General features: G+C 40.7%; 22 protein-coding genes and 1 pseudogene. 12 read left to right on the forward strand and 11 right to left on the reverse strand.

Translation table 11 applies throughout. The features are described from left to right. Nucleotides 1–88: 88 nt before the first annotated feature. Nucleotides 89–1513, forward strand: coding sequence for a hypothetical protein (locus V7K89_RS02375; RefSeq protein WP_335184153.1), 1425 nt, complete (start codon nucleotides 89–91; stop codon nucleotides 1511–1513). A 92-nt stretch (nucleotides 1514–1605) separates the two neighbouring features. On the opposite strand, the gene V7K89_RS02380 is transcribed toward V7K89_RS02375, so the two are convergent. The 4 genes from V7K89_RS02380 to acs form a co-directional block, all read right to left on the reverse strand. Beyond that, the gene (locus V7K89_RS02380) at nucleotides 1606–2286 is read right to left on the reverse strand and encodes a tetratricopeptide repeat protein (protein WP_335184154.1); all 681 of its coding nucleotides are present in this window, start codon (nucleotides 2284–2286) and stop codon (nucleotides 1606–1608) included. A 171-nt stretch (nucleotides 2287–2457) separates the two neighbouring features. Further along, on the reverse strand, nucleotides 2458–2931 hold the full coding sequence (locus V7K89_RS02385) for a DUF4365 domain-containing protein (protein WP_335184155.1): 474 nt from the start codon (nucleotides 2929–2931) through the stop codon (nucleotides 2458–2460). A 10-nt stretch (nucleotides 2932–2941) separates the two neighbouring features. Then, entirely contained in the window at nucleotides 2942–3421 is a 480-nt protein-coding gene (locus V7K89_RS02390; protein ID WP_335184156.1) for a DUF4365 domain-containing protein, read from the reverse strand. A gap of 130 nt (nucleotides 3422–3551) precedes the next feature. Then, nucleotides 3552–5525 (reverse strand): acetate--CoA ligase, encoded by a 1974-nt coding sequence (gene acs / locus V7K89_RS02395; RefSeq protein ID WP_335184157.1) that lies wholly within the window; start codon nucleotides 5523–5525, stop codon nucleotides 3552–3554. A gap of 228 nt (nucleotides 5526–5753) precedes the next feature. On the opposite strand from acs, the gene V7K89_RS02400 reads away from it, so the two are divergent. The 6 genes from V7K89_RS02400 to V7K89_RS02425 all read left to right on the forward strand — a co-directional run bounded on the left by V7K89_RS02400 (nucleotide 5754) and on the right by V7K89_RS02425 (nucleotide 11258). Then, nucleotides 5754–6398 carry a restriction endonuclease subunit R gene (locus V7K89_RS02400; RefSeq protein WP_335184158.1) on the forward strand — a complete coding sequence of 215 codons (645 nt, stop codon included), beginning with the start codon at nucleotides 5754–5756 and terminating at the stop codon, nucleotides 6396–6398. 30 nt (nucleotides 6399–6428) lie between these two features. Beyond that, on the forward strand, nucleotides 6429–7157 hold the full coding sequence (locus V7K89_RS02405) for a Uma2 family endonuclease (RefSeq protein WP_335184159.1): 729 nt from the start codon (nucleotides 6429–6431) through the stop codon (nucleotides 7155–7157). Nucleotides 7158–7249: 92 nt separating this feature from the next. Beyond that, nucleotides 7250–7939 carry a hypothetical protein gene (locus V7K89_RS02410; protein WP_335184160.1) on the forward strand — a complete coding sequence of 230 codons (690 nt, stop codon included), beginning with the start codon at nucleotides 7250–7252 and terminating at the stop codon, nucleotides 7937–7939. A gap of 67 nt (nucleotides 7940–8006) precedes the next feature. Next, nucleotides 8007–8444 carry a hypothetical protein gene (locus tag V7K89_RS02415; RefSeq protein WP_335184161.1) on the forward strand — a complete coding sequence of 146 codons (438 nt, stop codon included), beginning with the start codon at nucleotides 8007–8009 and terminating at the stop codon, nucleotides 8442–8444. A gap of 505 nt (nucleotides 8445–8949) precedes the next feature. Next, entirely contained in the window at nucleotides 8950–9366 is a 417-nt protein-coding gene (locus V7K89_RS02420) for a hypothetical protein (protein WP_335184162.1), read from the forward strand. Nucleotides 9367–9377: 11 nt separating this feature from the next. Beyond that, nucleotides 9378–11258, forward strand: coding sequence for a tetratricopeptide repeat protein (locus V7K89_RS02425; protein WP_335184163.1), 1881 nt, complete (start codon nucleotides 9378–9380; stop codon nucleotides 11256–11258). On the opposite strand, the gene V7K89_RS02430 is transcribed toward V7K89_RS02425, so the two are convergent. Beyond that, nucleotides 11247–11408: a DUF433 domain-containing protein gene (locus tag V7K89_RS02430; protein ID WP_335184213.1), complete on the reverse strand. Its 162-nt coding sequence runs from the start codon at nucleotides 11406–11408 to the stop codon at nucleotides 11247–11249. The two genes, V7K89_RS02425 and V7K89_RS02430, sit on opposite strands and share 12 nt — an antisense overlap. Before the next feature lie 374 nt (nucleotides 11409–11782). On the opposite strand from V7K89_RS02430, the pseudogene V7K89_RS02435 reads away from it, so the two are divergent. Both V7K89_RS02435 and V7K89_RS02440 read left to right on the forward strand, forming a co-directional pair. After that, nucleotides 11783–11988 (forward strand): annotated as a pseudogene (locus tag V7K89_RS02435) (hypothetical protein). 420 nt (nucleotides 11989–12408) lie between these two features. Continuing rightward, nucleotides 12409–13134, forward strand: coding sequence for a TerC family protein (locus V7K89_RS02440; protein WP_335184164.1), 726 nt, complete (start codon nucleotides 12409–12411; stop codon nucleotides 13132–13134). Nucleotides 13135–13303: 169 nt separating this feature from the next. Here V7K89_RS02440 and ndk read toward each other — a convergent pair whose 3' ends face one another. Next, the gene (ndk, locus tag V7K89_RS02445) at nucleotides 13304–13753 is read right to left on the reverse strand and encodes a nucleoside-diphosphate kinase (RefSeq protein ID WP_335184165.1); all 450 of its coding nucleotides are present in this window, start codon (nucleotides 13751–13753) and stop codon (nucleotides 13304–13306) included. Between the two features lie 217 nt (nucleotides 13754–13970). Here ndk and speA point away from each other — a divergent pair, with 217 nt between their 5' ends. Then, nucleotides 13971–15986: a biosynthetic arginine decarboxylase gene (speA, locus tag V7K89_RS02450; protein WP_335184166.1), complete on the forward strand. Its 2016-nt coding sequence runs from the start codon at nucleotides 13971–13973 to the stop codon at nucleotides 15984–15986. Between the two features lie 127 nt (nucleotides 15987–16113). On the opposite strand, the gene V7K89_RS02455 is transcribed toward speA, so the two are convergent. The 3 genes from V7K89_RS02455 to V7K89_RS02465 form a co-directional block, all read right to left on the reverse strand. Then, nucleotides 16114–17283, reverse strand: a complete 1170-nt coding sequence (locus V7K89_RS02455) for an NDP-sugar synthase (protein WP_335184167.1) — start codon at nucleotides 17281–17283, stop codon at nucleotides 16114–16116. A gap of 298 nt (nucleotides 17284–17581) precedes the next feature. After that, nucleotides 17582–18412, reverse strand: coding sequence for a ScpA family protein (locus V7K89_RS02460; protein WP_335184168.1), 831 nt, complete (start codon nucleotides 18410–18412; stop codon nucleotides 17582–17584). A 321-nt stretch (nucleotides 18413–18733) separates the two neighbouring features. After that, nucleotides 18734–19819, reverse strand: coding sequence for an AI-2E family transporter (locus tag V7K89_RS02465; protein WP_335184169.1), 1086 nt, complete (start codon nucleotides 19817–19819; stop codon nucleotides 18734–18736). Nucleotides 19820–19957: 138 nt separating this feature from the next. Between V7K89_RS02465 and pdxH the strand changes: the two genes are divergently transcribed. Then, nucleotides 19958–20602, forward strand: coding sequence for a pyridoxamine 5'-phosphate oxidase (pdxH, locus tag V7K89_RS02470; protein WP_335184170.1), 645 nt, complete (start codon nucleotides 19958–19960; stop codon nucleotides 20600–20602). Between the two features lie 114 nt (nucleotides 20603–20716). Here the strand turns inward: pdxH and V7K89_RS02475 are convergent, their stop codons facing one another. Then, nucleotides 20717–21334: an FMN-dependent NADH-azoreductase gene (locus tag V7K89_RS02475; RefSeq protein WP_335184171.1), complete on the reverse strand. Its 618-nt coding sequence runs from the start codon at nucleotides 21332–21334 to the stop codon at nucleotides 20717–20719. A gap of 149 nt (nucleotides 21335–21483) precedes the next feature. Here V7K89_RS02475 and V7K89_RS02480 point away from each other — a divergent pair, with 149 nt between their 5' ends. Further along, the gene (locus V7K89_RS02480; RefSeq protein WP_335184172.1) at nucleotides 21484–21837 is read left to right on the forward strand and encodes a winged helix-turn-helix transcriptional regulator; all 354 of its coding nucleotides are present in this window, start codon (nucleotides 21484–21486) and stop codon (nucleotides 21835–21837) included. Nucleotides 21838–21912: 75 nt separating this feature from the next. On the opposite strand, the gene pyrE is transcribed toward V7K89_RS02480, so the two are convergent. Beyond that, nucleotides 21913–22446 (reverse strand): orotate phosphoribosyltransferase, encoded by a 534-nt coding sequence (gene pyrE / locus V7K89_RS02485; RefSeq protein ID WP_335184173.1) that lies wholly within the window; start codon nucleotides 22444–22446, stop codon nucleotides 21913–21915. Between the last annotated feature and the right edge of the window lie 27 nt (nucleotides 22447–22473).

A 22473-nucleotide genomic window follows, 5' to 3' on the forward strand; every position in this document is an offset into this window, starting at 1 on the left:
TAAATTATGATTTTGTATACCACTGAAAGTTTGCAGTTTTTTATACTACAGTTATAATACATTTGATAAAAGTAATCCAAGTAAAAAAATGGACTCATCGGACATCATTACACAGCAAAGCTATAGTTCCCAGTTAAATAACTTTGAAGCAGGTGTGTTAGATTTTTTAAAAGAACAAGGTTTACCAACTGACTCTGTATTAGTTTCAGTAAATGAGCGTGTAATTGTTTTTAAAAATCTCACCGATGTATTATCAAAGATTAATGATGAGCAGAAGCCCCGTTCTGTATACATCTCTAAATATATTGCTGCTGTAGCATCAGGTTTATTTGATGCAGCATTAAATTACTTGTGGGACGAAACAATTTTAGAGTTAAGAAAGCGGGTATCTCAATATGATATTTCATATTTTTATGATAATGCCGTAAATAGTCCAGAAAAGCGTAAACATCTGAATTCAGAGGATGATTTAGTTAAAGTAAATGATAGCGAATTAATTGAGGGTGGCAGAAAAATAGGATTAATTTCAGAGATTGGATACAAGCATTTAGACACAATCAGATATATGCGTAATTGGGTGAGTGCCGCTCATCCAAATCAGAATGAGATTACGGGGTTAAACCTAATTTCTTGGTTGGAAACCTGTATTAAAGAAGTTATTTCTTTACCTTTGTCTAATGGAACAATAGAAATACAGAAATTTCTCAAAAATATTAAAAAACATAATATTTCTGAATCAGATGCTAGACAAATAGCAGCATTTTTTATAGAGCTTAACCAAGAACAAACTAACAATTTAGCATCAGGATTATTTGGCATATATACGCGTTTAGATACAACACCACAGACAAGGCAAAATCTTCATAGGCTAATACCTTATTTATGGGATAGAGTCGATGAGCAGGCACGTCAACAATTTGGGATTAAGTATGGCAGGTTTGTTGCAAATAATGATCAACTAGAAGCAAAGCTTGCCCTTGAGTTTCTAGAGATAGTTTCAGGCAAATCATATATTCCTGAAACTCTTTTATCCGCAGAAATAGATACTGCTGTTGATAACTTACTTAATGCTCATCGTGGGTGGGATAACTTCCATAATGAACCACCATTTGCAAAAGCATTAGAGACACTTATTAACGACAGGGGACAAGTTCCTCTTCAAATACGTGAAAAGTATGTTTTGGGGCTAGTAGAAGTTTTTATTACTAATGGAAATGGAATCTCCCGCAATGCTGAAACTAGTTATAAGTCTCTAATTGAACGATTCGGCACAACTCAAGCAGTTATGGCAATTTTGTCTTTCAATAATACAATGATTGCTAGTAAACTTCAGCATAACTTATGTAAAATTAAGTATCGTGAACTTTTAAACATGATGAAATTAAAAGTTTCGGCTCCAGCAGTTAAGGAACTAATAGATGAAATTGAAAAATATAAAGGCCCATTAGATAGGTTGAGAGAACAATCAGATTTTAAGAAAAAAGTTGATAACATGAGGAAAATTATTTGGTAAAAGAAGGTAAGTAACAATGTAGGGTGCATGAAATATTAACAACACACCCTAATTATTACCATATCTGACACCATTCATCTACCTGTTGATTTTCAGGAAACATTATGCTCATCAGTAGTTTTGATCTCTTTTAAAAGTCGTTCTACTTGGTTAACTTTTTCATTTCTATTCTGTTGTTTGAAAATATTTAAAGCTTTTTCTAAAGAAGATAGTGCCTCATCTTTTTTATTTGTTTGCCACAATGCTACTCCAAAATTAGTCAGCCCTTCACCATAATTAGGATTAATTTCCAGAGCTTTTTTATATTCAGTAATGGCTTCTTCCCAGCGACTTTGGCTAGCGTAAACAACACCGATCGCATTGTAAGCTAGAGCGTATTTTGGCCGGAGGCGAATGGCTTCTCGATAGGAGCTAATTGCATCTTCTGGTTTCTTTTGCCGAAAAAGCACATTTCCCAGTTGAAAGTGTCCAAAGGCGTCTTCTGGGAATTTTTTAATTAATTTGCGTAAATTTTCTTCTGCACCTGTTAAGTCTCCCTGACTAAATAAAGCATTGGCTTGTTGCAGCATCTGCGATCGCTCTGGTGTATCTGTACCTGAAGCTTGTGCTATTTTTTGTGGTTGTCTGTGTGCAGACTGTTCTGGCGAATGTAAAGAAACTTGTCCAGGAACCGCTAACACTAATGGTGATATCCCCATGAGAGCGATCGCACTCAGCATCATGCCGCTAAAAGATTGAACAAATACTAATTTGGGTTTGCGCTTCACCTTCATCGCCTGAATGCCTCAATAATGTCCTATTCTTATAATAATGTGATAGATGCATTAGTAAGTCTGCAATACACTAAGAAGTGTGTCAATATGCTGACTCTACGGTGTTTTTAAAATTTCCGGTATAGGCGAACACAACTATTTTTTTATAAGAATAAATTGGTATGTGCATACTCATGTATTATTTCTCTGGTCATACCAACTATTTACCCTTAAAATAATATTAGCTATTTCTTTATCATCAAGTTTTTTCAGATCATCATTTTCATTAAAGTGTAGGCTAACTTGCTTTTGTTCATTTATTTTAGGTTCTAAAATCCATTTATAATAACCTTGGTCGGTTTCTACAATAAAGAAAAATAGGCAAACTGGAAATGGTAAATTTTTGAACTTTTCTAGCTTATTTAACCTATTTTTTAACTTTAAAATATCATAATATTTCTTTAATTTAGATGTAAAATCTCTTGCTTTTACTTCAACACCAAAAAGTCTTCCAGTATAAACTCCATCTTTGGTAATTGTGATTAAAAAGTCTAATCCTTGATTTGGTGTTGGCTGAGAAATAATCAAGTCATCACGACGAGTTAAGTAAACAACGGCAAGAGATTCTGCCCGTCTTTTAATATACCAAGGTGCTTTAACTTTCATTATTTTATCTCTAGTCTCTATCAGCAAATTTTGAAACTAACTGATTAGTATGGTATTTGCTCCAAAAATTATCAACTTCTTGCCATAGCAATTCTCTATTTTGTCTGATAATTTTAAATTGAGTAGAAAGGCTTGACAGAGACTTAAGACTTTCACCATTTGCAGAAACTATGTAACCTACCTCTTGAATTTCATCGATACCTACTATATAAGTTGGTGCTGGATAAGATGCTAAACCAATTACATTTTCTTTTGGCACTTTCGTCTTCAAACGATTATATTTTTTAGTGTAACCTTTTCTTGTTGTCTTCACTTGTACAAAGAAAAAAGGAACAGATTTACCAGCCCCTACCAACTCTACAATAAAATCAATATATTGCCATTTATTTCCTAAAAACTGCGGCTTGAAAATAGGGCCAGCATGAGAGTGAAATTCCGTCATTAATACTGTAAAAATTGCTTCGGCTCTTTGCCCTAGTGGATCTCTCATTTATAGACCTATTTTAATCGAGCCTGCTTAATAAATAAAGGGCAGGCTGTTTTGCCTACCCTACATTATTAAGTATTGCTTTAGATTAGTTTGTTATTAACAAACTTTTATTTTGAGAAGTTTGCATTGTTTATACACTTTCTCGCAACTTATCTAACACGCTTCTATCTTCTAAGGTTGAAGTATCTCCAGATACATCTTCTCCAGCAGCTAGATTCCGCAATAAGCGCCGCATAATTTTGCCCGATCGCGTTTTGGGCAAAGCGTCTGTGAAGCGGATTTCTCCGGGACGCGCGATCGCACCAATTTCTTTGACAACGTGCAGTTTGAGTTCTTTACTCAGTTCCTCACTTGCCTGATAAGTGCCTTCTAAGGTCACAAAAGCAACTACTTCTTCACCCTTAAGTTCATCAGGTTTACCCACTACCGCCGCTTCTGCAACTGCTGGATGCGAAACTAAGGCTGATTCTACTTCCATTGTACCGAGTCGATGTCCTGATACATTCAGTACATCATCTACACGACCCATTACCCAGAAATAGCTGTCTTCATCAAGTCTCGCGCCATCACCAGCAAAGTAAATATACTTACCATCTTTAGGCGGAATGTATTCCCAGTAAGTACGGCGGAAGCGTTCTGGATCGCCGTAGACTGTCCGCATCATTCCTGGCCACGGATGGCGTACTGCTAAATAACCGCCTTCTTTTTTGGGTACGGTGTTTCCTTCTAAATCTACGATATCTGCAATAATTCCCGGGAAGGGAAGAGTTGCAGAACCGGGTTTGGTGGGAATTGCCCCTGGTAATGGTGTAATCATGATACCGCCGGTTTCCGTTTGCCACCAAGTATCGACAATTGGACAACGTTCTCCACCAATAACTTTGTGATACCACATCCAAGCTTCCGGGTTAATCGGTTCGCCAACGGTTCCCAACAAACGCAACGAAGACAGGTTTCGCGCGTTGGGATGTTGTTCGCCCATCTTAATAAATGCCCGAATTGCCGTAGGTGCGGTATAAAAAATATTAACACCGTATTTTTCAATCACATCCCAGAAACAGCCAGGATTAGAAGTACGGGGCGCACCTTCATATATTACCGTGGTTGCACCATTAGAAAGGGGGCCGTAGACAATGTAGCTGTGTCCAGTAATCCAACCGACATCGGCAGTACACCAATATACATCAGTGTCTTGCAGGTCGAATATCCACTTGGTGGTCATGTGGGTATACAAATTATAACCAGCAGTTGTATGCACTACACCTTTCGGTTTGCCCGTGCTGCCGGAAGTGTAGAGAACAAACAGCATATCTTCGCTGTCCATTGGTTCGGCAGGACAATCAGCCGATGCATCTTTCTGTAATTCGTGCCACCAATGATCGCGTCCGCCCAACTGCATATAAGTTTCTTGTCCGGTGCGCTTGACAACGAGGACATTTTCTACACTGGGAACAGCACCATCAGCTAAAGCTTTGTCTACCTGTTCCTTGAGAGGAACGATCGCATCTTTGCGCCAACCACCATCAGCCGTGATTACCAGTTTAGCTTGAGCATCAATTAAGCGATCGCGCAAAGCTTCGGCACTAAAACCACCAAACACTACACTATGAGGTGCGCCAATTCGGGCACAGGCTAACATTGCGATCGCAGCTTCCGGAATCATCGGCATATAAATCCCAACGCGATCGCCTTTTTGTACGCCCAGTTGCTTCAATACATTGGCGAACTGGCAAACTTCTCGGTGCAGTTGGGCATAAGTCAGGGTACGCGAATCACCTGGTTCTCCTTCCCAAATCAATGCTGCTTTATTTTTGCGCCAGGTAGTGAGATGTCTGTCAAGACAGTTGTAAGAAATATTAATCTTACCGCCAACAAACCACTTCGCAAAAGGTGCTTGCCAGTCTAATACTGTGTCCCATTTTTGAAACCATTCTAATTCTGTTGTCGCTAAATCTGCCCAAAATTGCTGCGGATCGGCTTTGGCTTTGTCGTAGATACGCTGATAGTCATCCAGGCTTTTAATATGGGCGTTCTGCGAGAATTCTGAGCTAGGATGAAATAGGCGCTTCTCTTGGAGGATTGATTCTATAGTTGGTTGAGACATGGTTACATTTACAAACGCTATTATTACTAAAAACTATTCTTAGCTTAGTTGTGCTAGACGTTGTTTAGATTTTCGTTAAGCTAGGTAAAAATTGCTGAGTTATTTAGTTTACATTGATTTTCATCTAGCAAAAGCAAGCGCTCAAGAAATGTATTGAGGTTACATTGCAACCTATCTACTGCGAATGTTGGAAAATATAACTAGTATTGACAAACAACGCCTGAAATTATGACGCTTACCGTCGAAGCTAGCAGCCTATCTCTCAACGATGTTCATCGGTTTCTTAAACTAGAAGAGCTTGCAACTGGTTCATTTACAGAGTTCTTAAATTTAGAACCGTTAACAGAGTTTGAACAACAAGATTTATTGCGAATTAGAAAGGACTTCCACCGTTATCTCAGGTTGGGTAAAATATCTGAAGGTTTAGTTAAATTCTTAACGCTTGCACCCTTAATGCGGTTAGCTGGATTTTACGATGTGCCGATTCGGTTGACAATGGAAGATAGCATTGCGATCGCAGTTGAAGATGAAGACAGAAGAATTACCGGACGGATGGATATTTTAGCAATCAACTGTCCTCAAAATAATATAGCGCCGCCATTTTTGGTTCTAGTAATTGAAACAAAAAATAGTGCGCTTGAAGTGGGTGAGGGTTTACCTCAATTACTCACTTATGCTTTTAAAAGTTTAGCTCAACAACCATCTGTTTGGGGTTTGGCAACTAACGGACTGCGTTATCAATTTGTTTCTTTAAAACATGACCAGCAGCCAACTTATCAGTTAATGCCATTATTAAATCTGAATGAATCTCCCGGTGCAATTGAGTTATTACAAGTTTTAAAAGCCGTCTGCAAGTTACCGAATTTTCAGTAAAATGAACGTATAATCGCGGAGCGCTCGCTGATGTCTGAACCTGCTACCCTAGAAATCATCTCTGATAATATTTCAGAGAACGAAGTTATTTTTCCTCCTGGCGATATACTGAGTGATGAACCACCATTGGAAAGCGATCTACACCGAGAACAAATCGATTTGCTGATTCGCATACTAAAATTATGGTGGCGAGATAGGCAAAATTTCTATGCTTCTGGCAATTTGACGATTTACTACAGTCCTAACCAGAAAAAATTAGAACATTTCCGTGGCCCAGACTTTTTTGTAGTTTTGGGAACCGAGAAAAAAGACCGTAAAAGTTGGGTAGTTTGGCAAGAAGATGGCAAATATCCGAATGTGATTGTAGAAATTTTGTCAAGTTCAACCACAGCAGTTGACCGAGGTTTAAAAAAACAAATTTATCAAGATACCTTCCGTACACCAGATTATTTCTGGTTTGACCCTGTAACAATGGAGCTTCAGGGATTTCATTTAGTAGATGGTAAGTATCAAGAAATTCAAACCACTACTGATGGACGTTTGTGGAGTCAGCAGTTAGAACTTTATTTAGGAGTATATGAAGGTAAATTAAGATTCTTTACTACTGAAAATCAATTGATACTATCATCAGAGGAATTGGTTGAACAAGAACGTTTACGTGCCGAACAGGCAGAAGAACGTGCCAAACGAGCAGAGCAAGAAATTGCTCGACTGCGGGAGGCTTTACGTATACAGGGCATCGAACTAGAGAATATTTGATTACATCAGGAAATGAACTAAATACATTTTCAAGTTAAAATCTAGTTATCAATGTGTAAAAAAAGCGTAATCTTCTGAAAGTAGAACATCGATTGCAAGCAACAGAAATTAAGGATCAGCTAAAGTCCCTTATCGAGCAAGCCTCCTCGATAGATCATAATTTAGCGAGAAGATTAGATGAAATCAATCGTTGGGTAAAAGACATCAAGCCAGGTTCCCTGACTGCAAAACCTTTTGTTATTGCCTTTCTGCTAGAGGTGATTACGGATTCGACAATATGGCTGATGATTAAATCCTTACCTTCAGAAGAAGAACAAAAAGCAAAGTTCGAGTTGATGACGCCGATTGAGAGATATTGGTATGGTTATTTATTTCCCAGATGGTTTAATGCAAGTGACTCCAAGTTTTATATTTGGAAGCAAAAATTGATGGCAGGCGAATTTAATCAGGTAGATGATGATATCATTAAATCAATAGCCCAAGATATTGTTCAGCGAGAAGGTAGTTTTTGGCAGCGTTATATAGCCGACCTTTCTATGGCAACAGATTTAATTGTTAGTCGTAACAATCAACCACTGTGCATTCAAATTACCAGTGTTTCTGAAGAACTTAATCACCAAAAGTACGAAGCTTGGCAAAATACACTGCGATCATGGGAAATCGAGAGAGGATTGTTCTTAAGTTACAATCCCAAGGATACTAATTTTGTCAACCAGTTAGTCAACGTGGCCCTGTATAACAGTGATTACCTTTCTGGTGGTAAATATTTAAAATTTTCGTGAACTTTCAGGAATTTGATATTTCAGATTTGTGTCTAGCCTATATACTTACGTGCTAATTACAGCTTTTATGCCTAATAAAAGAGAAACTCATTGCAATAATCAAGTAGATACATTTGCTGAAGCTTTAGCGACGGCACGACAAATGCAGCAGAACTGGTTAACTTATGGAGTTGATTTTGTCAATATTTACGTTGAAGATATAGAGGGAGACTGGTTAGAAACCTGGGGACAGGATGAAATATTAGGTAATTTTCAATTAGATACTATTAAAGAATTTTTAGTAAGTAATGATAGTGTAGCTGTGAAAGTAAGAGAGTATTTGGGAGAGCGATCGCTATTTGATTTTGCACTAAACTTAGATGAATCTTGGAGAATTTCTGAAGTAGATGAAAGGCTATCGGTTGTAAAAAATCTCTTAGCTAATGGTGACATTATTGATACAGATGATATCAGGTTAGTAGATTTAGTAAATAGTCTGTTGGTAAAGTTAGAAGAGATTTTGTGAAATTTTCAATGACAGCAGATTTTAGGTAAATTGAATATAAGGTTTTGGGCTTTAACCACAAACCAAAACTAGCGTAGGTTGGGTTGAGGAACAAAACCCAACATTTTCGGGCTTTGTTGCGTTTCACTTAGTCCGCTGATAAGTGTAAATATTGAAGCATTTGTTGTAAACATTCAAATGTTTCTTATCAATGTTGAAGCAATTGTGACTAACATTGAAGCATTCATAAGAAACGTTTAAACATTTGTGGCAAACATTCAAATGTTTCTTATCAATGTTGAAGCAATTGTGACTAACATTGAAGCATTCATAAGAAATGTTTAAACATTTGTGGCAAATATTCAAATGTTGCTTATCAATGTTGAAGCAGTTGTGAGTAATGTTGAAAGTTTTTCCTTAAAGCGTACATTCACTAGAGAAACTGGATTAGCCTCTATCTGTCTGGAATCTAAACATCTGTTATTGTATCCATCAGTGAAGATGTCGCCAGATAAGGTAGGATACTTTGGAACCAATCACAGCTAGTGCGATCGCAACCCTCGCTTTTACCAAAGCATTTGAGAAAACTATCGAGAAATTCACTGAAGCAGCCCTTGTTAAAATGGATGAGCTGCGAAAAAAGATTTGGGAGAAGTTACAGGGAAATCGGAAAGCAGAAACAGCCCTCGTTGCTGCTGAAAACGGCTCGAAACCCGATTTAGACAAAGTTGCTGCTTACTTACAGATAATTTTACACGAAGAACCGGAGTTTGCTAAAGAAGTAGAAACACTGGCTCGTGAAATTCAGGCTGGTAAAATAGTAGATAAAAGCAATATGACCCAAATCAATCAAGACAATGCCAGGGGATGGCAAACTAAAGTTGAGGGTGGAACAGCTTATGTCGGTGAGATTAACATTCATCATGCACTGCCCAATTCTTGAATTGAGCCATCATGAACCAAAGCAACCAAGATAATGCTAAGGGATGGGAAACTCAGGTTGAGGGTGGAACAGTTTATCAAGGCGATATTAGTATCTATAATTATCCTACTCAGCAGTTACACTCATCTCCTCCAAATAATATTCCTTATCGGGGTGTCGCCAACTTTGTCGGGCGGGATGAGAAACTTGTAGAACTACATAAAAAGTTGCTGCAAAATGACAACGCAGCAATTTTAGCTGTGGCTGCTATGGGAGGAATCGGTAAAACTGAACTGGCGACACAATACGCACATCGCTACAAAGTCAATTATCCTGGTGGGCTTTGCTGGTTAGATGCCAGAAAACCAGATTTAGCAGCAGAGATTGTAGAGTTTGCTAAGTTTTACATGAAACTGGAAGTACCAAAAACCTTATTGACTTCCCAGGAACAAGCAAAATGGTGCTGGCATAATTGGCAACCACAAACAGGACTGGTCTTGGTAGTATTGGACAATGTTGACGATGTGACTAACTGGGGAAAATCTCGCCAAGTCCTGCCAACAGATAACCGCTTCCGCATATTGATGACAACTCGGTTGCGAAATCTCGGTTCAACAGTTCAACAGATAACTTTGGATGAACTGTTACCAAACGATGCTTTGGATTTGTTGATAGCTTTGTTAGGTGAGAATGATAGGCGGGTGCAACGAGAACCACAAACGGCAGCAAATTTATGTAAATGGCTGGGATATCTGCCTTTAGGTGTGCAATTAGTCGGCGCGTATTTGGCAGAAGATCCAAATTTGTCTTTGGCAGAGATTTTACAACGATTACCACCCCAGCAAAAATCTCAATTAGAAGCCGTATTTGAATTAAGCTGGCAGCAACTCGATTCTATGACACAGTATGTCGGTGAGTTGTTGAGTTTCTTTGCCCCAGATATAATTCCTTGGCAAATAGTTGAATCTGTCAGTCAGCAACTAAATTGGGCGAAGGTAGATGTTGATGAGGCGAGAAAGCAACTTTATCAGCGCCATTTAATTCAAAGCGTAGCAGAAGGAGAAAGTTGCTATAAAATTCATCCTTTAATTAGGGAGTTTTTGCAGGGGAAATTAGTAGGGTTAAACACAGCCGATGACTTCAAAAAAGCCTTTGCCGCAGCATTAGTAGAAATTGCTGATAAAATACCTCAATCTCTCACCCTTGAGGATATCAAGTCAGTGCAACTGGCAATTCCTCATTTAACTGAGGTGGCACAAAATCTGATTAGTGTTGTGCAGAATGAAAATTTAACATCAGTTTTCACTGGTTTGGGTAAATTCTATCAAGGACAGGGTTTGTATACCCTAGCAGCACCTTGGTATGAGCAAGGATTATTAACAGTTAAAACCCGTTTGGGAGAAGAAAATCTCGATTTCTCCAGCAGCCTGGGCTGGCTGGCAAATCTCTACAATTTTCAAGGACGCTACAACCAAGCTGAACCCTTGTATTTGCAAGCTTTAGAACTTTATAAACGCCTGCTGCGAGAAGCACATCCCTATGTCGCCACCAGCCTGAACAACCTGGCAAATCTCTACAAATCTCAAGGACACTACGAGCAAGCTGAACCCCTGTTTCTGCAAGCTTTAGAACTGAGAAAACGCCTGCTGGGAGAAGCACACCCTTCAGTTGCCACTAGCTTGAACAATCTCGCAAGTCTCTATAAATCTCAAGAACGCTACGACCAAGCCGAACCCCTGTTTCTGCAAGCTTTAAAAATTCGTCAGCAGGTGTTTGGGGTGAATCATCCCAATACGGTTACTGTTCGGCAAAATCTAGAAAGTCTTCAAGCTCAAAAGAGTGCTAACCGTAAAGTTAAAAATAATGCTAATAATAATTCCTTGTGGCAGAAATTTTTAGGGTTATTTGAGTGAAGCAAAAGTTGTAATCGCCAAAATATCTTCAGATTCTAAATCGTCATAATCTTTCAATATTTCTTCAGTACTCATGCCAGATATGAGCAGTTCCAAAATAAACTCAACTGGATAATTAAGTCCTCGAATACAAGGTTTACCGTGGCAGATTTATGGATTATGAGTAATGCGTTGTAGAAGTGTGTCATTCATAAAAAAAATTCATAAATTATGACGATATTTTTGTTCTCATATCTTAATTCTAGATACCAAATAACGACAGCAGAAAAATAATTGTAGCTACAAATAAATACTTTTTACTTTTAATTTATTTTTGATATAGAGTATTTATCAGTATAAAAACATACTTTAAAATACAAATAAGAAAGGCGATCGCCCTCTGCCAAGAATCTGCGATTGTCTTTCTGTAAACCCCCATTCTGGGAGACAATTACAATGATGGCACAAGTACAAAAGTTTGTAAAAAATCACAACTTCGCCCAAGCAGAATTACACAGTACTTAGAGGGCGAATTAAATACATCCATCCTGAATCAATCTTCTGAAAATCAATTACCGAAAAGAGAACCGATTAAACATCTATTAATAGGTTCTCCAAAAGCAGTTATTAGCACAATTCACTATCTGCAAGTGATTGGCTACGCCAGCATCGGCGATTGGAGTCCGCTATTACCAACCGCCAACCCGGCGAGGTAATGAGTATTTTAATCCGTCAGATTTTAATGCAATAGGACATATCAAGATAGTGCGTTGTCGTGCAGCGCAACGCACCCTACTTTAACTTCATCTGTCGTAGGGGTTTAGCACTGCTAAACCTAAAAAGCATCGTCTTATAAATTTACGAGTTACGCATTTTCTCTTTTCTCTGTGTTCTCTGCGCCTCTGTAGTTCAATAAATCACTCTTAAACCGCAGAGGCACAGAGAGCGCAGAGAGGAAAGCTTGCGATCGCACTCAGCTAGATGTTAAAACTTTTGATGTATTGACTTCTACGCAAATTCCCTCATCTGCACAACGAGCGTACACATTCAACCCCTTCAAAATGCACCATAACCACGTTAAGCTGAATGAGAGTGGCAATTTATTGCGCTTTTTAATATGAAAATCTCTGTTCTTGTCAAATTTTAATTTTTTCTGCTTGAGAAACCCGGAATGCTAGACCGAATTTTTGATTACCTTGACTTTCATTTCAGCATTGAAGCCCCGATAGTTCTGCTGATCCTGGTGCTTTTAGAAGCGCTGTTATCTGCCGACAATGCCATCGCCCTGGCTGCGATCGCTAGGGGGCTGGAAGACGAAGAACTTGAGCGTAAAGGACTCAACTTTGGTTTAGTCGTTGCTTATGTGCTGCGAATCACCCTGATTCTCACTGCTACTTGGGTACAGCAATTCTGGCAATTTGAATTATTGGGCGCTGCTTATCTGCTGTGGTTGGTATTCCAACACTTTACCTTGCAAGAATCCAATGACGACGAACACGATCGCGCGCCGCGTTTTACTTCATTGTTGCAAGCTATACCCGTGATTGCATTTACAGATTTGGCATTTTCTTTGGATAGCGTGACAACTGCGATCGCAGTTTCTCAAGAAAAATGGCTGGTGCTAACGGGTGCAACAATTGGTATTATTACGCTGCGATTCATGGCGGGATTGTTTATCCGTTGGCTAGACGAGTATGAAAACCTTGAAGACGCAGGCTATGTAACTGTAGCCTTGGTAGGCTTGCGCTTATTGTTAAAAGTGGTCAATGATAGTTTAGTTCCACCAGAATGGATTATGATTGCTGCCATCTTCCTGATTTTAGGCTGGGGATTTTCCAAGCGTGTTGATACTGAATTACCCCAAGTAGAATCGGAAAAGAGCGAAATCTCTAAGTAAGAAGAGGGGACAAAGGGACAAAGGGACAAAGGGACAAGGGGACAAGGTGACAAGGTGACAAGAGGTGAGAACTTGCAACAAGTCTTTCCCCTTGTCCCCAATTCTCCTTGTCCCCTTGTCCTCTTCTCCACGCCAATGCCCCATTCCCAATTCCCCACTCCTTAATTTCTTACTCGTGTAACCAAGGCGTTAAGTGTGGTTGCCAACTAACCAATTCTTCATCCTTAAACCATAAGGCTACTTCCTGTTGCGCGGTTTCTGGAGCGTCAGAACCGTGAATTAAGTTGCGACCAATATTCAGTCCAAAATCGCCGCGAATCGTTCCTGGCTCTGCTGTTAAGGGATTTGTCGCACCAATAATCTTTCTGGCAGATGCAATAACACCATCACCTTCCCATACCATCGCTACCACTGGGCCAGAAGTGATAAATTCCACTAGACTACCAAAAAAGGGACGTTCTCGATGAACACCATAGTGTTGTTCAGCCAATTCCCGACTGACTTTCAGGAACTTTAAACCAACTAGGGTAAAACCTTTAGTTTCAAAGCGACGGATAATTTCTCCCACTAATCCTCGCTGGACTCCATCAGGCTTGATTGCTAAAAATGTCCGCTCCATTGCTATCTCCCAAAGCTTAATAAAGTTTTTATCTAGTCAATTGTCCTTTGTCCTTTGTCCTTTGTCCAAGGGTTTTGCACTAACGATTAATGACTAATGACATACGACTCTTGACCAATCAGAGTTTATCTCAGAAATCATCTTTGGGTGCATATACGTTCCTAGATGAATGCGCTAAATTGTTAACTCGTGGGTGAAAAACAGAGGTTACGAAGAAATGGGTGTTGAGCCAACTGCTACATCTGACGAGGTGGTACAAGTACCGTCCAATGGACAAAAAGAAGTGAAAAATCATAAGCAAAAAAAGCTGTTACCACCTAGTCCTACCACAGGAGATTTACCTCACTCCTGGAAAATTGAGGATAGCGAAGCCTTGTACCGCATTGAAGGATGGGGACAACCTTATTTTTCCATTAGCGCTGTTGGACACGTGACTGTAGCACCCAAGGGCGATCGCGGGGGATCTCTTGACTTATTTGAATTGGTCAACGCCATGAAGCAGCGCAATTTGGGACTTCCCATGTTGATTCGCTTTTCCGATATTTTGGAAGACCGGATTGAACGGTTGAATGCTTGTTTTGCCAAAGCGATCGCCCGCTATAATTACCCTGGTGTCTACCGTGGTGTGTTTCCCGTCAAATGTAATCAAGAACGGCATTTGATTGAGGATTTAGTGAAATTTGGCAAACCTCATCAATTTGGTTTAGAAGCCGGTTCCAAGCCAGAATTAATGATTGCTTTAGCTGTGTTGGATACACCAGGAGCATTGTTAGTTTGCAACGGCTACAAAGACCGAGAATACATCGAAACAGCAATGTTAGCCCAAAGACTAGGGCAAACACCAATCATCGTCTTAGAACAGATTGAAGAAGTTGATTTGGTGATCGATGCTAATCGCCAGTTAGGTATTAAGCCAATATTAGGTGTTCGTGCTAAACTCAGTACCCAAGGCATGGGACGTTGGGGAGCCTCTAGCGGCGATCGCGCTAAATTTGGTTTGACAATGCCTGAAGTAATCGAGGCTGTTGACAAATTACGGGAAGCAAACCTGCTCGATTCTTTGCAGTTGATGCACTTCCACATCGGCTCACAAATCTCTGCCATTAATGTGATTAAAGATGCTATCCAAGAAGCCAGCCGCATTTATGTAGAATTGGCAATGCTGGGAGCAGATATGAAATACCTTGATGTTGGTGGCGGCTTGGGCGTAGATTATGATGGCTCCCAAACCAACTTTTATGCATCAAAAAATTACAATATGCAAAACTATGCCAACGACATCGTGGCAGAGTTAAAAGATACCTGTGCAGAACGGCAGATTTCCGTACCAACACTGATTAGTGAAAGTGGACGAGCGATCGCTTCTCATCAGTCAGTGTTGATTTTCGACGTTCTCAGTACCAGTGATGTCCCCCTGAATCCACCAGAACCTCCACAAGAGGGAGAATCCCCAATTATTAATTATCTTTGGGAAAGCTTTCAATCCATCAACCAAGAAAATTACCAAGAGTTATACCACGATGCTGCACAATTCAAAGAAGAAGCTATCAGTCGGTTTAACTTAGGAATTTTACGCCTTAGAGAACGAGCCAAGGCCGAACGGCTCTACTGGGCTTGTTGTCAAAAAATTCTTAACATTACTAGACAGCAAGAATACGTACCAGATGAACTGGAAGACCTAGAACAAATTATGGCTTCCATCTACTACGTCAATATGTCAGTGTTCCAATCAGCACCAGATTGCTGGGCAATTGACCAGCTATTCCCGATCATGCCAATCCATCGTTTGGCTGAAGAACCAACGCGGCGAGGAATTTTAGCAGACCTCACCTGCGACAGTGACGGTAAAATCGACCGTTTTATAGACCTACGTGATGTCAAATCGGTTTTAGAGTTGCACACCTACAAGCCCGGAGAACCCTATTATTTGGGGATGTTCTTGAATGGAGCTTACCAAGAAATCATGGGCAATTTGCACAACCTGTTTGGTGACACCAACGCCGTTCACATCCAATTAACACCCAAAGGCTACCAGATTGAACACGTTGTCAAAGGTGACACCATGAGCGAAGTAGTAAGCTACGTTCAGTATGACTCCGAAGATATGGTGGAAAACATTCGCCAGCGCTGCGAGAAAGCATTAGAAGAAAATCGTATCACCTTAGCAGAATCTCAACGACTACTGCAAACCTACGAGCAGAGTCTTGGAAGATATACGTACTTGAATAGTTAGGATTGGGCATTGGGCATTGGGCATTGGGCATTGGGCATTGGGCATTGGGCATTGGTTATTCCCCTTATCTCCCTTGTCGCCTTGTCTCCCTTGTCCTATCTATTCCCCATGCCCCATGCCCCATTCCCTAATTTGTATTTGTCCCCAACAATTCCTCTATCGCTTGTCGCTCAACAGGGTTGTGTGATGGCGGTGTCTGACGAGCATCGGTAATCAACCAGTCTAAAGCAGCAGCTTGAACATCGATCGCAGCGCCAGTTTTATCTACGCAATAACGTCCAAATACTAGCTTATCGACTAATCGGATTCCAGGGCCTAGGCGCGACCATTCAAAAATCACGCTGTTTTCCACTGTTGCACCACTACATATCCAACAATTGGGGCCAATCATCGCTGGGCCGACAATTTTAGCTCCATCTTCGATTCTTGTCATCCCGCCAATATAAACGGGGCCTGTGATATCCACTTTGTCCCAATTTATGGCAACATTTAAGCCAGTGTAAATGCCGGGAGCGACTTCATGACCAGGAATTTGCACATTTTTGATTTCACCCAGCAGCACACCGCGAATCGCCCGCCAATAGTCTGGGACTTTACCAATATCTACCCATTCAAAGTCCATAGGAATGGCGTAAAACGGGGCTTTGATTTCTACCAATTTGGGAAACAATTGGCTACCAATGTCATATTCGACATCAGAAGGAATATAGTTAAAAACCTCTGGTTCAAATATGTAAATACCTGTATTGATGTTGGTGCTGAGGGCTTCTTCAGTTGAAGGTTTTTCTTGGAAAGCTTTGACACGTCCCTCTTCGTCAGTCACAACTACACCATAGCTAGAAACTTCTTCCTTAGGGACAGATTTAGTGATAATAGTAGCGATCGCTCCTTTGGATTTATGCCATTTAACAGCCGCAGTTAAATCCAGGTCAATTAAAGCATCACCACATAAAACCACAAAGGTATCATCAAAAAACGGTGAGAAGTCTTGGATGCGCCGCATCCCTCCAGCTGAACCTATCGCTTCACCCACCAATTTACCGTCGTCATCAATTTTTCCTTCAAAGGAATAGGCAATCTGCACCCCAAACCGCTGACCATCACGGAAATAGTTTTCTATTTCCTCTGCCAAATGACTAACATTGACTAGAATCTGGTCAAATCCATGATGGCGTAACAGTTCCAGCAAGAACTCCATCACTGGCTTTTGCAGGATGGGCATCATCGGCTTGGGCATAGTGTACGTAATCGGACGCACGCGAGTACCCTTGCCAGCCGCGAGAATCATCGCTTTCATAAAAATTTATTCCTCAACCACAAGCCAGTTTACTTTCATTGAGTGATACTTAATCATCAGTTTTTATTTCTACTTTAAGTCATCCCCCAGAATAGGGATAACAGTAAATTAATGGTTATTACAACCATTGATATACTTAAATGACAAGCGATCGCTTATCTTTTCAATTTACCCGGATTTTGTGGCTGAATCAAAAATCTATCATAAGGTAGGAGACAGGTGGTTACTGAGCGTAGTCGAAGTGACCACCTGCCTCCTGCCTTTCTTAGAGAAATTGTCTGCACTACTTTTGACTTTCTTAATTCATCGGATGCTCAAAAGGTTTGCCGATATTAGCTGAATCTCTAATTAAGCGAATTTTAATTTCATGGTAAAAGTCCTCTTGAAATAGCTCTACTTTCGATTGAGCCGAGAGTAATAGTAGTGCCCAGAAAACGCTAACTAGGTTACTGTGTTTAGACTCATGTCCAGACCCATTTTGGTTGAGAAGCTTTGTCTTAGTCCACAATTCTACAAGCTGTTCTAAATTCAACCAATTTTGTTCTAAACTTAGCTCTCTTGCCGATAATTTCAACACTTGCTCCAATTCCCCAGCGACTTCTGTCAGATTTTCCTGATGAGCTAACTCCAGCGCTTCCCGCATACTTTGGACGCTAGGTTGACGCCTGGGACGGATAGGTTTGTTGACTTTTTCTACCAGTTTCAGTTGGTTAGCCATAATCTGCAATTGTTCGATTAACTCTTGCAGAGTCACCCGGCGCTTTGGTGGCGGCATTGCCGCTGGACGACGACGCAATTGCCGTTCTAATGGTAGACGATGACCCTGATGCGATACACCGTCTTCACCTGACAATAGGGCATCATCTTCTAAACCATCTTGTGCATCTTTGACTGTTGACAATTGCATCAAGGTATTGGCTTTGAATAATACCAGCATTGATGCTGATAAAAATGCCTGTCCAGATTGAGACAAGTCCGCTTCATAGCCTTTTGTTATTGCCCCCGGTGCCATCAGTTCTAAATAGCGGTCAATCACCTCAATCACTTGGACATCCCAAGGATCAATTTCTCCCTGCTCGGCTTGGTAAATCAAAAATGTGATTGTTTCTAACAGCTCGGAAGCTTCCATCAACAGGTTCTAAGTTAATTAATGAGAATCAAAAGACTGTAAATTAAACAGCAAACTAATTGACTATTAGCAAAGCGTATACTCTATACACTCGCTTGCGCTTCTTTTGTTCAGAAATTGCCTGCTGGCAGTATCCTCTAAAATTTGTAATCGATTACCATTGTGAATTGTGAGATTAGATTGTGCAACTTTTCACTTTGGGCATTGGGCATGGAGAAGAGACAAGGTAGACAAGGAAGAGGGGAGACAAAGGGGAGACTTGTTCAATAATTCCCCCTCATCCCCTTGTCCCCTCATCTCTCGTGCCCCCTGCCCTGCCCCTTAATCAGGAGGTGAGTCATGGGCAATAGTGACAGTTGAGACAAAATTACTCGGCTTGCCACTCTTAATCGCATCAAAAGTGCCCTTAATAGTACCAGCAATTGGAACAGCAACAATTGTCCCTAATAAGCCAGCAATCTCAAATCCCATCAAAATAGCCACAAAAATCCAAATGGGATTTAGTCCGATAAAATTGCCGAGTATCCTGGGAGCTAACAAGTTATCTTTAAGCTGCTGCATGACAATTGCCGCGATCGCAACTTGAACTGCTAACCACCAATTTTGCAGCAGTACTAAAATCGTCACCAGACCAATACCCAGAGACGCCCCAATAAAGGGAATGAGTTCTGAGATCCCAATTAATATGGCAAACAACAGGGCAAAAGGCACCTTTATTACTAAAAAAATTGGTGTCAGGGTTAGCACCATGAACAATCCTAGTAACAGCTGGCCGAGGAAGAAGTTCTGAAAGTTTAAGCGCAAGGATGTGGTCAGGGGATCTCCAATGTTAGAGGGCAAAAGATTGATCAGACCATACCAGACGCGATCGCCATATAAAAGCATATAAAATGCAAGCACAATGACTAACACTAAGTCAACTAATCCAGAAAGCAGTGTTCCAGCAAATCCTACTGCACCAGAAGCTAGCTGTTGCACTACATTTTGAATGTTGGCATTGATTTGACTGCTCACAACCCTCAGATCGATTGGCAAACGTCGTTGCTTTGCCAACATCTCAAACTGCTCTAGGTTTGCTTGACTAGCGCCTAACCAATCAGGAATCTTATTTAAAAGTTGGATTGTTTGGTCAATAATCAACGGCACTAGGGTGATGCCCAGAATCCCAAGCAGCGTTAATGTTGCCAGTAAAACTATGATCACTGCCTGAGTGCGCGTGATCCGGGCACGTTCAAAGAATTTAACCGGGTAATTTAGCAGAAAAGCCAGAATCGCCGCAATGCTCAAGACAGTAATGGGATGCTGGAAATAGCGAAAAAGCAGGGATAGTAGCCAGATATTGAGAGCGATAACTGGACCGCTCAGACCATAAATTAACAAACGTCGGAGGGAGGCCGAACGGCGCATTTTATGCAACCTATTTTAGATATTTTTTGAGAGAGTTTGTAAAATTCTTGATGGCGTTGATCGTCATCCGATCATCATCATAGATATTTTTGAGAAAGATATATATAAGCGTATCTGATAGCAAGGAAACAAATCACAATGGACAAAACCGTAGCTGACCTTCGCAAAGACTACACTTTGGAAGGTTTGAGCGAACTCGAAATAGACCTCAATCCTTTTATCCAATTTAAAAAATGGTTCGATCAGGCACTCGCAGCCCAACTCCCTGAACCCAATGCCATGACCATTGCCACAGCCACACCAGACGGTAAGCCTTCAGCCAGAATGGTGCTGCTTAAGAATTTTGATGAACGGGGCTTTACCTTCTTTACCAATTACAACAGTCACAAAGGACAAGAATTAGCAGAAAACCCCCAGGCGGCTTTAGTCTTTTGGTGGGCAGAACTGGAACGTCAAGTCCGAATTTCGGGGTATGTGGAGAAAGTTTCCGAAATTGAGTCCGACCAGTATTTTCACAGTCGCCCTACAAATAGTCGCCTGGGTGCGTGGGTATCTAATCAAAGTGAGGTTATAGAAAGCCGAGAAGTTTTGGAGCGACGCTTGCAGGAGTTCCAGAGTAAATATGAAAATCAGGAAATTCTTCGACCGCTTCATTGGGGAGGCTTACGAGTTATCCCTACAGAAATTGAGTTTTGGCAAGGACGCCCTAGCCGTCTGCACGATCGCTTACTCTATAGCCGTTTAGATAATGGCACTTGGAAAATTGAGCGGTTGTCACCCTGAAGAAGAGGCAAGGGGAGCAGGGGAGCAGGGGGGACAAGGGGAGGATTATTGAATAAATCTCTCCCTTATCTCCCCCCTCTTCCTTGTCTACCTTGTCTCTTTTCAATGCCCCTCTTACCACTCGGCGAGCGCATCTTGAATTGCTGCTCTTGCTTCTAATAGAGATTGGGTACGGGCATCACCTTCATTCAAGGTATTAGCGTTAATAAATTGAATGTCTGTAATCCCAATAAAGCCGAAAATTGCCCTCAGGTAGGGTTCTTGGAAGTCATAAGCAAGGAAAGGAGATGTCGCGCTAAAGTCACCGCCGCGAGCTGTAATGATAACTGCCTTTTTACCCTCGACTAACCCTTTAAAACCTTGAGCATCTAAAGCAACAGTCCGGTTAATACGAACGATTTGGTCGATGTAAGCTTTAAAAGTGGAAGGTATATTGAAGTTATACATTGGTACTCCAAAGACGTAGCGATCAGCTGCCAAAAACTCATCAACCAGTTCGTCAGAAATCCTGATTGCCTCAGTTAATTCTGGAGTATGGGTTTCTGGTGGTGAAAATGCCGCTGCAATCCAAGGCTCATCAACGTGAGGAACTGGGTGATGCCCTAAATCACGATAAGCGATCGCATCTTCAGGATGCGCTGCCCTCCAACCACTGACGAATTCCTTAGATAATTCTCTGGAGTGCGATCGCTCACCACGAGGGCTGGAATCAATATGTAGAATATTTACCACCAAATATCTCCTGATTAACTAGGATTTACTGCTTTTACTTTTTTTGAGTCTCTATTTCAAAGTATTACATCAGATACTAAAAGTAACTAGTTACTAAAGTAAAGTAGTTACTACAAAGTAACTACTAGATAATTTTGGCTAACTTATCAATGTCTGCTTCTACAAATCCTGATGCTTGCCCAATAAGTATTTTGATGTCTTTATTATCGGGGCCCTGGACAATGTACATACTATGGGTGTTGTGTAATCGCGGCCCTATTCGCTTTGGTGCATTGAAGCGCCAAGTAGAAGGTATATCAACCAAAGTGCTGACAGAAAGACTGAGGATGCTTGAGGCAGCAGAAGTTATTTATCGCCAGTATGAACCAACTATTCCACCTCAAGTTACTTACGGTCTTACAGAACACGGTCAGGAACTCATTGAAATCCTTCATCAACTTAATGCACTTGCTGAACGCTGGTATGGCAGCGAACAACGAGAACATAGCAATAGTAATGCTTAACTCTAGATTCCACAGGTCTTATCTCAAACCTAAGTCTTTTTAAGGTTATTGTCTAAGATATTTTGACTGTGGGCTTCAAGACAGTTCCATCCACACCAAAAGCTCCTCCATATCAAATAGAGGAAGTTTTTGAATACCAGCTTTTTCAAGAATATTGTCTTGTGTACTTCCGCGCCAGATTACGCAAAGTACAAAATCCACGATCGCTCCCTGATTACGCAGCGCTTCGGTACTTTTTACAACCTGACCACCTGTTGTAATCACGTCTTCAATGATACACAAATTTTTTCCTTGAATATTAATTCCTTCTGCTATCTTCTCAGTTCCATATTCTTTTTTTGTCTTCCGAACAAAGACAACTGGTAATTCAACTTCTAATGAAATTGCTGTCGCTAAAGGAATTCCCCCTAATTCCAATCCGGCGAGAATTTCCGTGCCTGGTGGAATCTTTTTTACCATTTCTTTAGCTAACCGCTTCAGTAAAAAAGGATTAGATTCAAACTGATATTTATCAAAATAATGAGAAGATATCTGACCAGAACGTAACCGAAACTCTCCATTCAAGTAGGAAACACGAACAATTTCTTTGGCTAATTCGCTATGACTCATTTTTACAAAACGCTGGGTAAAGTGTAA

The sequence above is a fragment of the Nostoc sp. genome (assembly GCF_036917515.1).
Taxonomy (GTDB): domain Bacteria; phylum Cyanobacteriota; class Cyanobacteriia; order Cyanobacteriales; family Nostocaceae; genus Nostoc.

Excerpts from the sequence above, each read along its gene's own strand:
- pyrE (WP_335184173.1), bottom strand. The coding sequence starts at position 22,446 with ATGAGTCATAGCGAATTAGCCAAAGAAATTGTTCGTGTTTCCTACTTG.
- V7K89_RS02465 (WP_335184169.1), bottom strand. The coding sequence starts at position 19,819 with ATGCGCCGTTCGGCCTCCCTCCGACGTTTGTTAATTTATGGTCTGAGC.
- acs (WP_335184157.1), bottom strand. The coding sequence starts at position 5,525 with ATGTCTCAACCAACTATAGAATCAATCCTCCAAGAGAAGCGCCTATTT.
- V7K89_RS02480 (WP_335184172.1), top strand. The coding sequence starts at position 21,484 with ATGTCTGCTTCTACAAATCCTGATGCTTGCCCAATAAGTATTTTGATG.
- V7K89_RS02390 (WP_335184156.1), bottom strand. The coding sequence starts at position 3,421 with ATGAGAGATCCACTAGGGCAAAGAGCCGAAGCAATTTTTACAGTATTA.
- speA (WP_335184166.1), top strand. The coding sequence starts at position 13,971 with ATGGGTGTTGAGCCAACTGCTACATCTGACGAGGTGGTACAAGTACCG.
- V7K89_RS02380 (WP_335184154.1), bottom strand. The coding sequence starts at position 2,286 with ATGAAGGTGAAGCGCAAACCCAAATTAGTATTTGTTCAATCTTTTAGC.
- V7K89_RS02415 (WP_335184161.1), top strand. The coding sequence starts at position 8,007 with ATGCCTAATAAAAGAGAAACTCATTGCAATAATCAAGTAGATACATTT.
- V7K89_RS02385 (WP_335184155.1), bottom strand. The coding sequence starts at position 2,931 with ATGAAAGTTAAAGCACCTTGGTATATTAAAAGACGGGCAGAATCTCTT.
- V7K89_RS02425 (WP_335184163.1), top strand. The coding sequence starts at position 9,378 with ATGAACCAAAGCAACCAAGATAATGCTAAGGGATGGGAAACTCAGGTT.
- V7K89_RS02375 (WP_335184153.1), top strand. The coding sequence starts at position 89 with ATGGACTCATCGGACATCATTACACAGCAAAGCTATAGTTCCCAGTTA.
- V7K89_RS02440 (WP_335184164.1), top strand. The coding sequence starts at position 12,409 with ATGCTAGACCGAATTTTTGATTACCTTGACTTTCATTTCAGCATTGAA.
- V7K89_RS02455 (WP_335184167.1), bottom strand. The coding sequence starts at position 17,283 with ATGAAAGCGATGATTCTCGCGGCTGGCAAGGGTACTCGCGTGCGTCCG.
- ndk (WP_335184165.1), bottom strand. The coding sequence starts at position 13,753 with ATGGAGCGGACATTTTTAGCAATCAAGCCTGATGGAGTCCAGCGAGGA.
- V7K89_RS02400 (WP_335184158.1), top strand. The coding sequence starts at position 5,754 with ATGACGCTTACCGTCGAAGCTAGCAGCCTATCTCTCAACGATGTTCAT.
- pdxH (WP_335184170.1), top strand. The coding sequence starts at position 19,958 with ATGGACAAAACCGTAGCTGACCTTCGCAAAGACTACACTTTGGAAGGT.
- V7K89_RS02460 (WP_335184168.1), bottom strand. The coding sequence starts at position 18,412 with ATGGAAGCTTCCGAGCTGTTAGAAACAATCACATTTTTGATTTACCAA.
- V7K89_RS02405 (WP_335184159.1), top strand. The coding sequence starts at position 6,429 with ATGTCTGAACCTGCTACCCTAGAAATCATCTCTGATAATATTTCAGAG.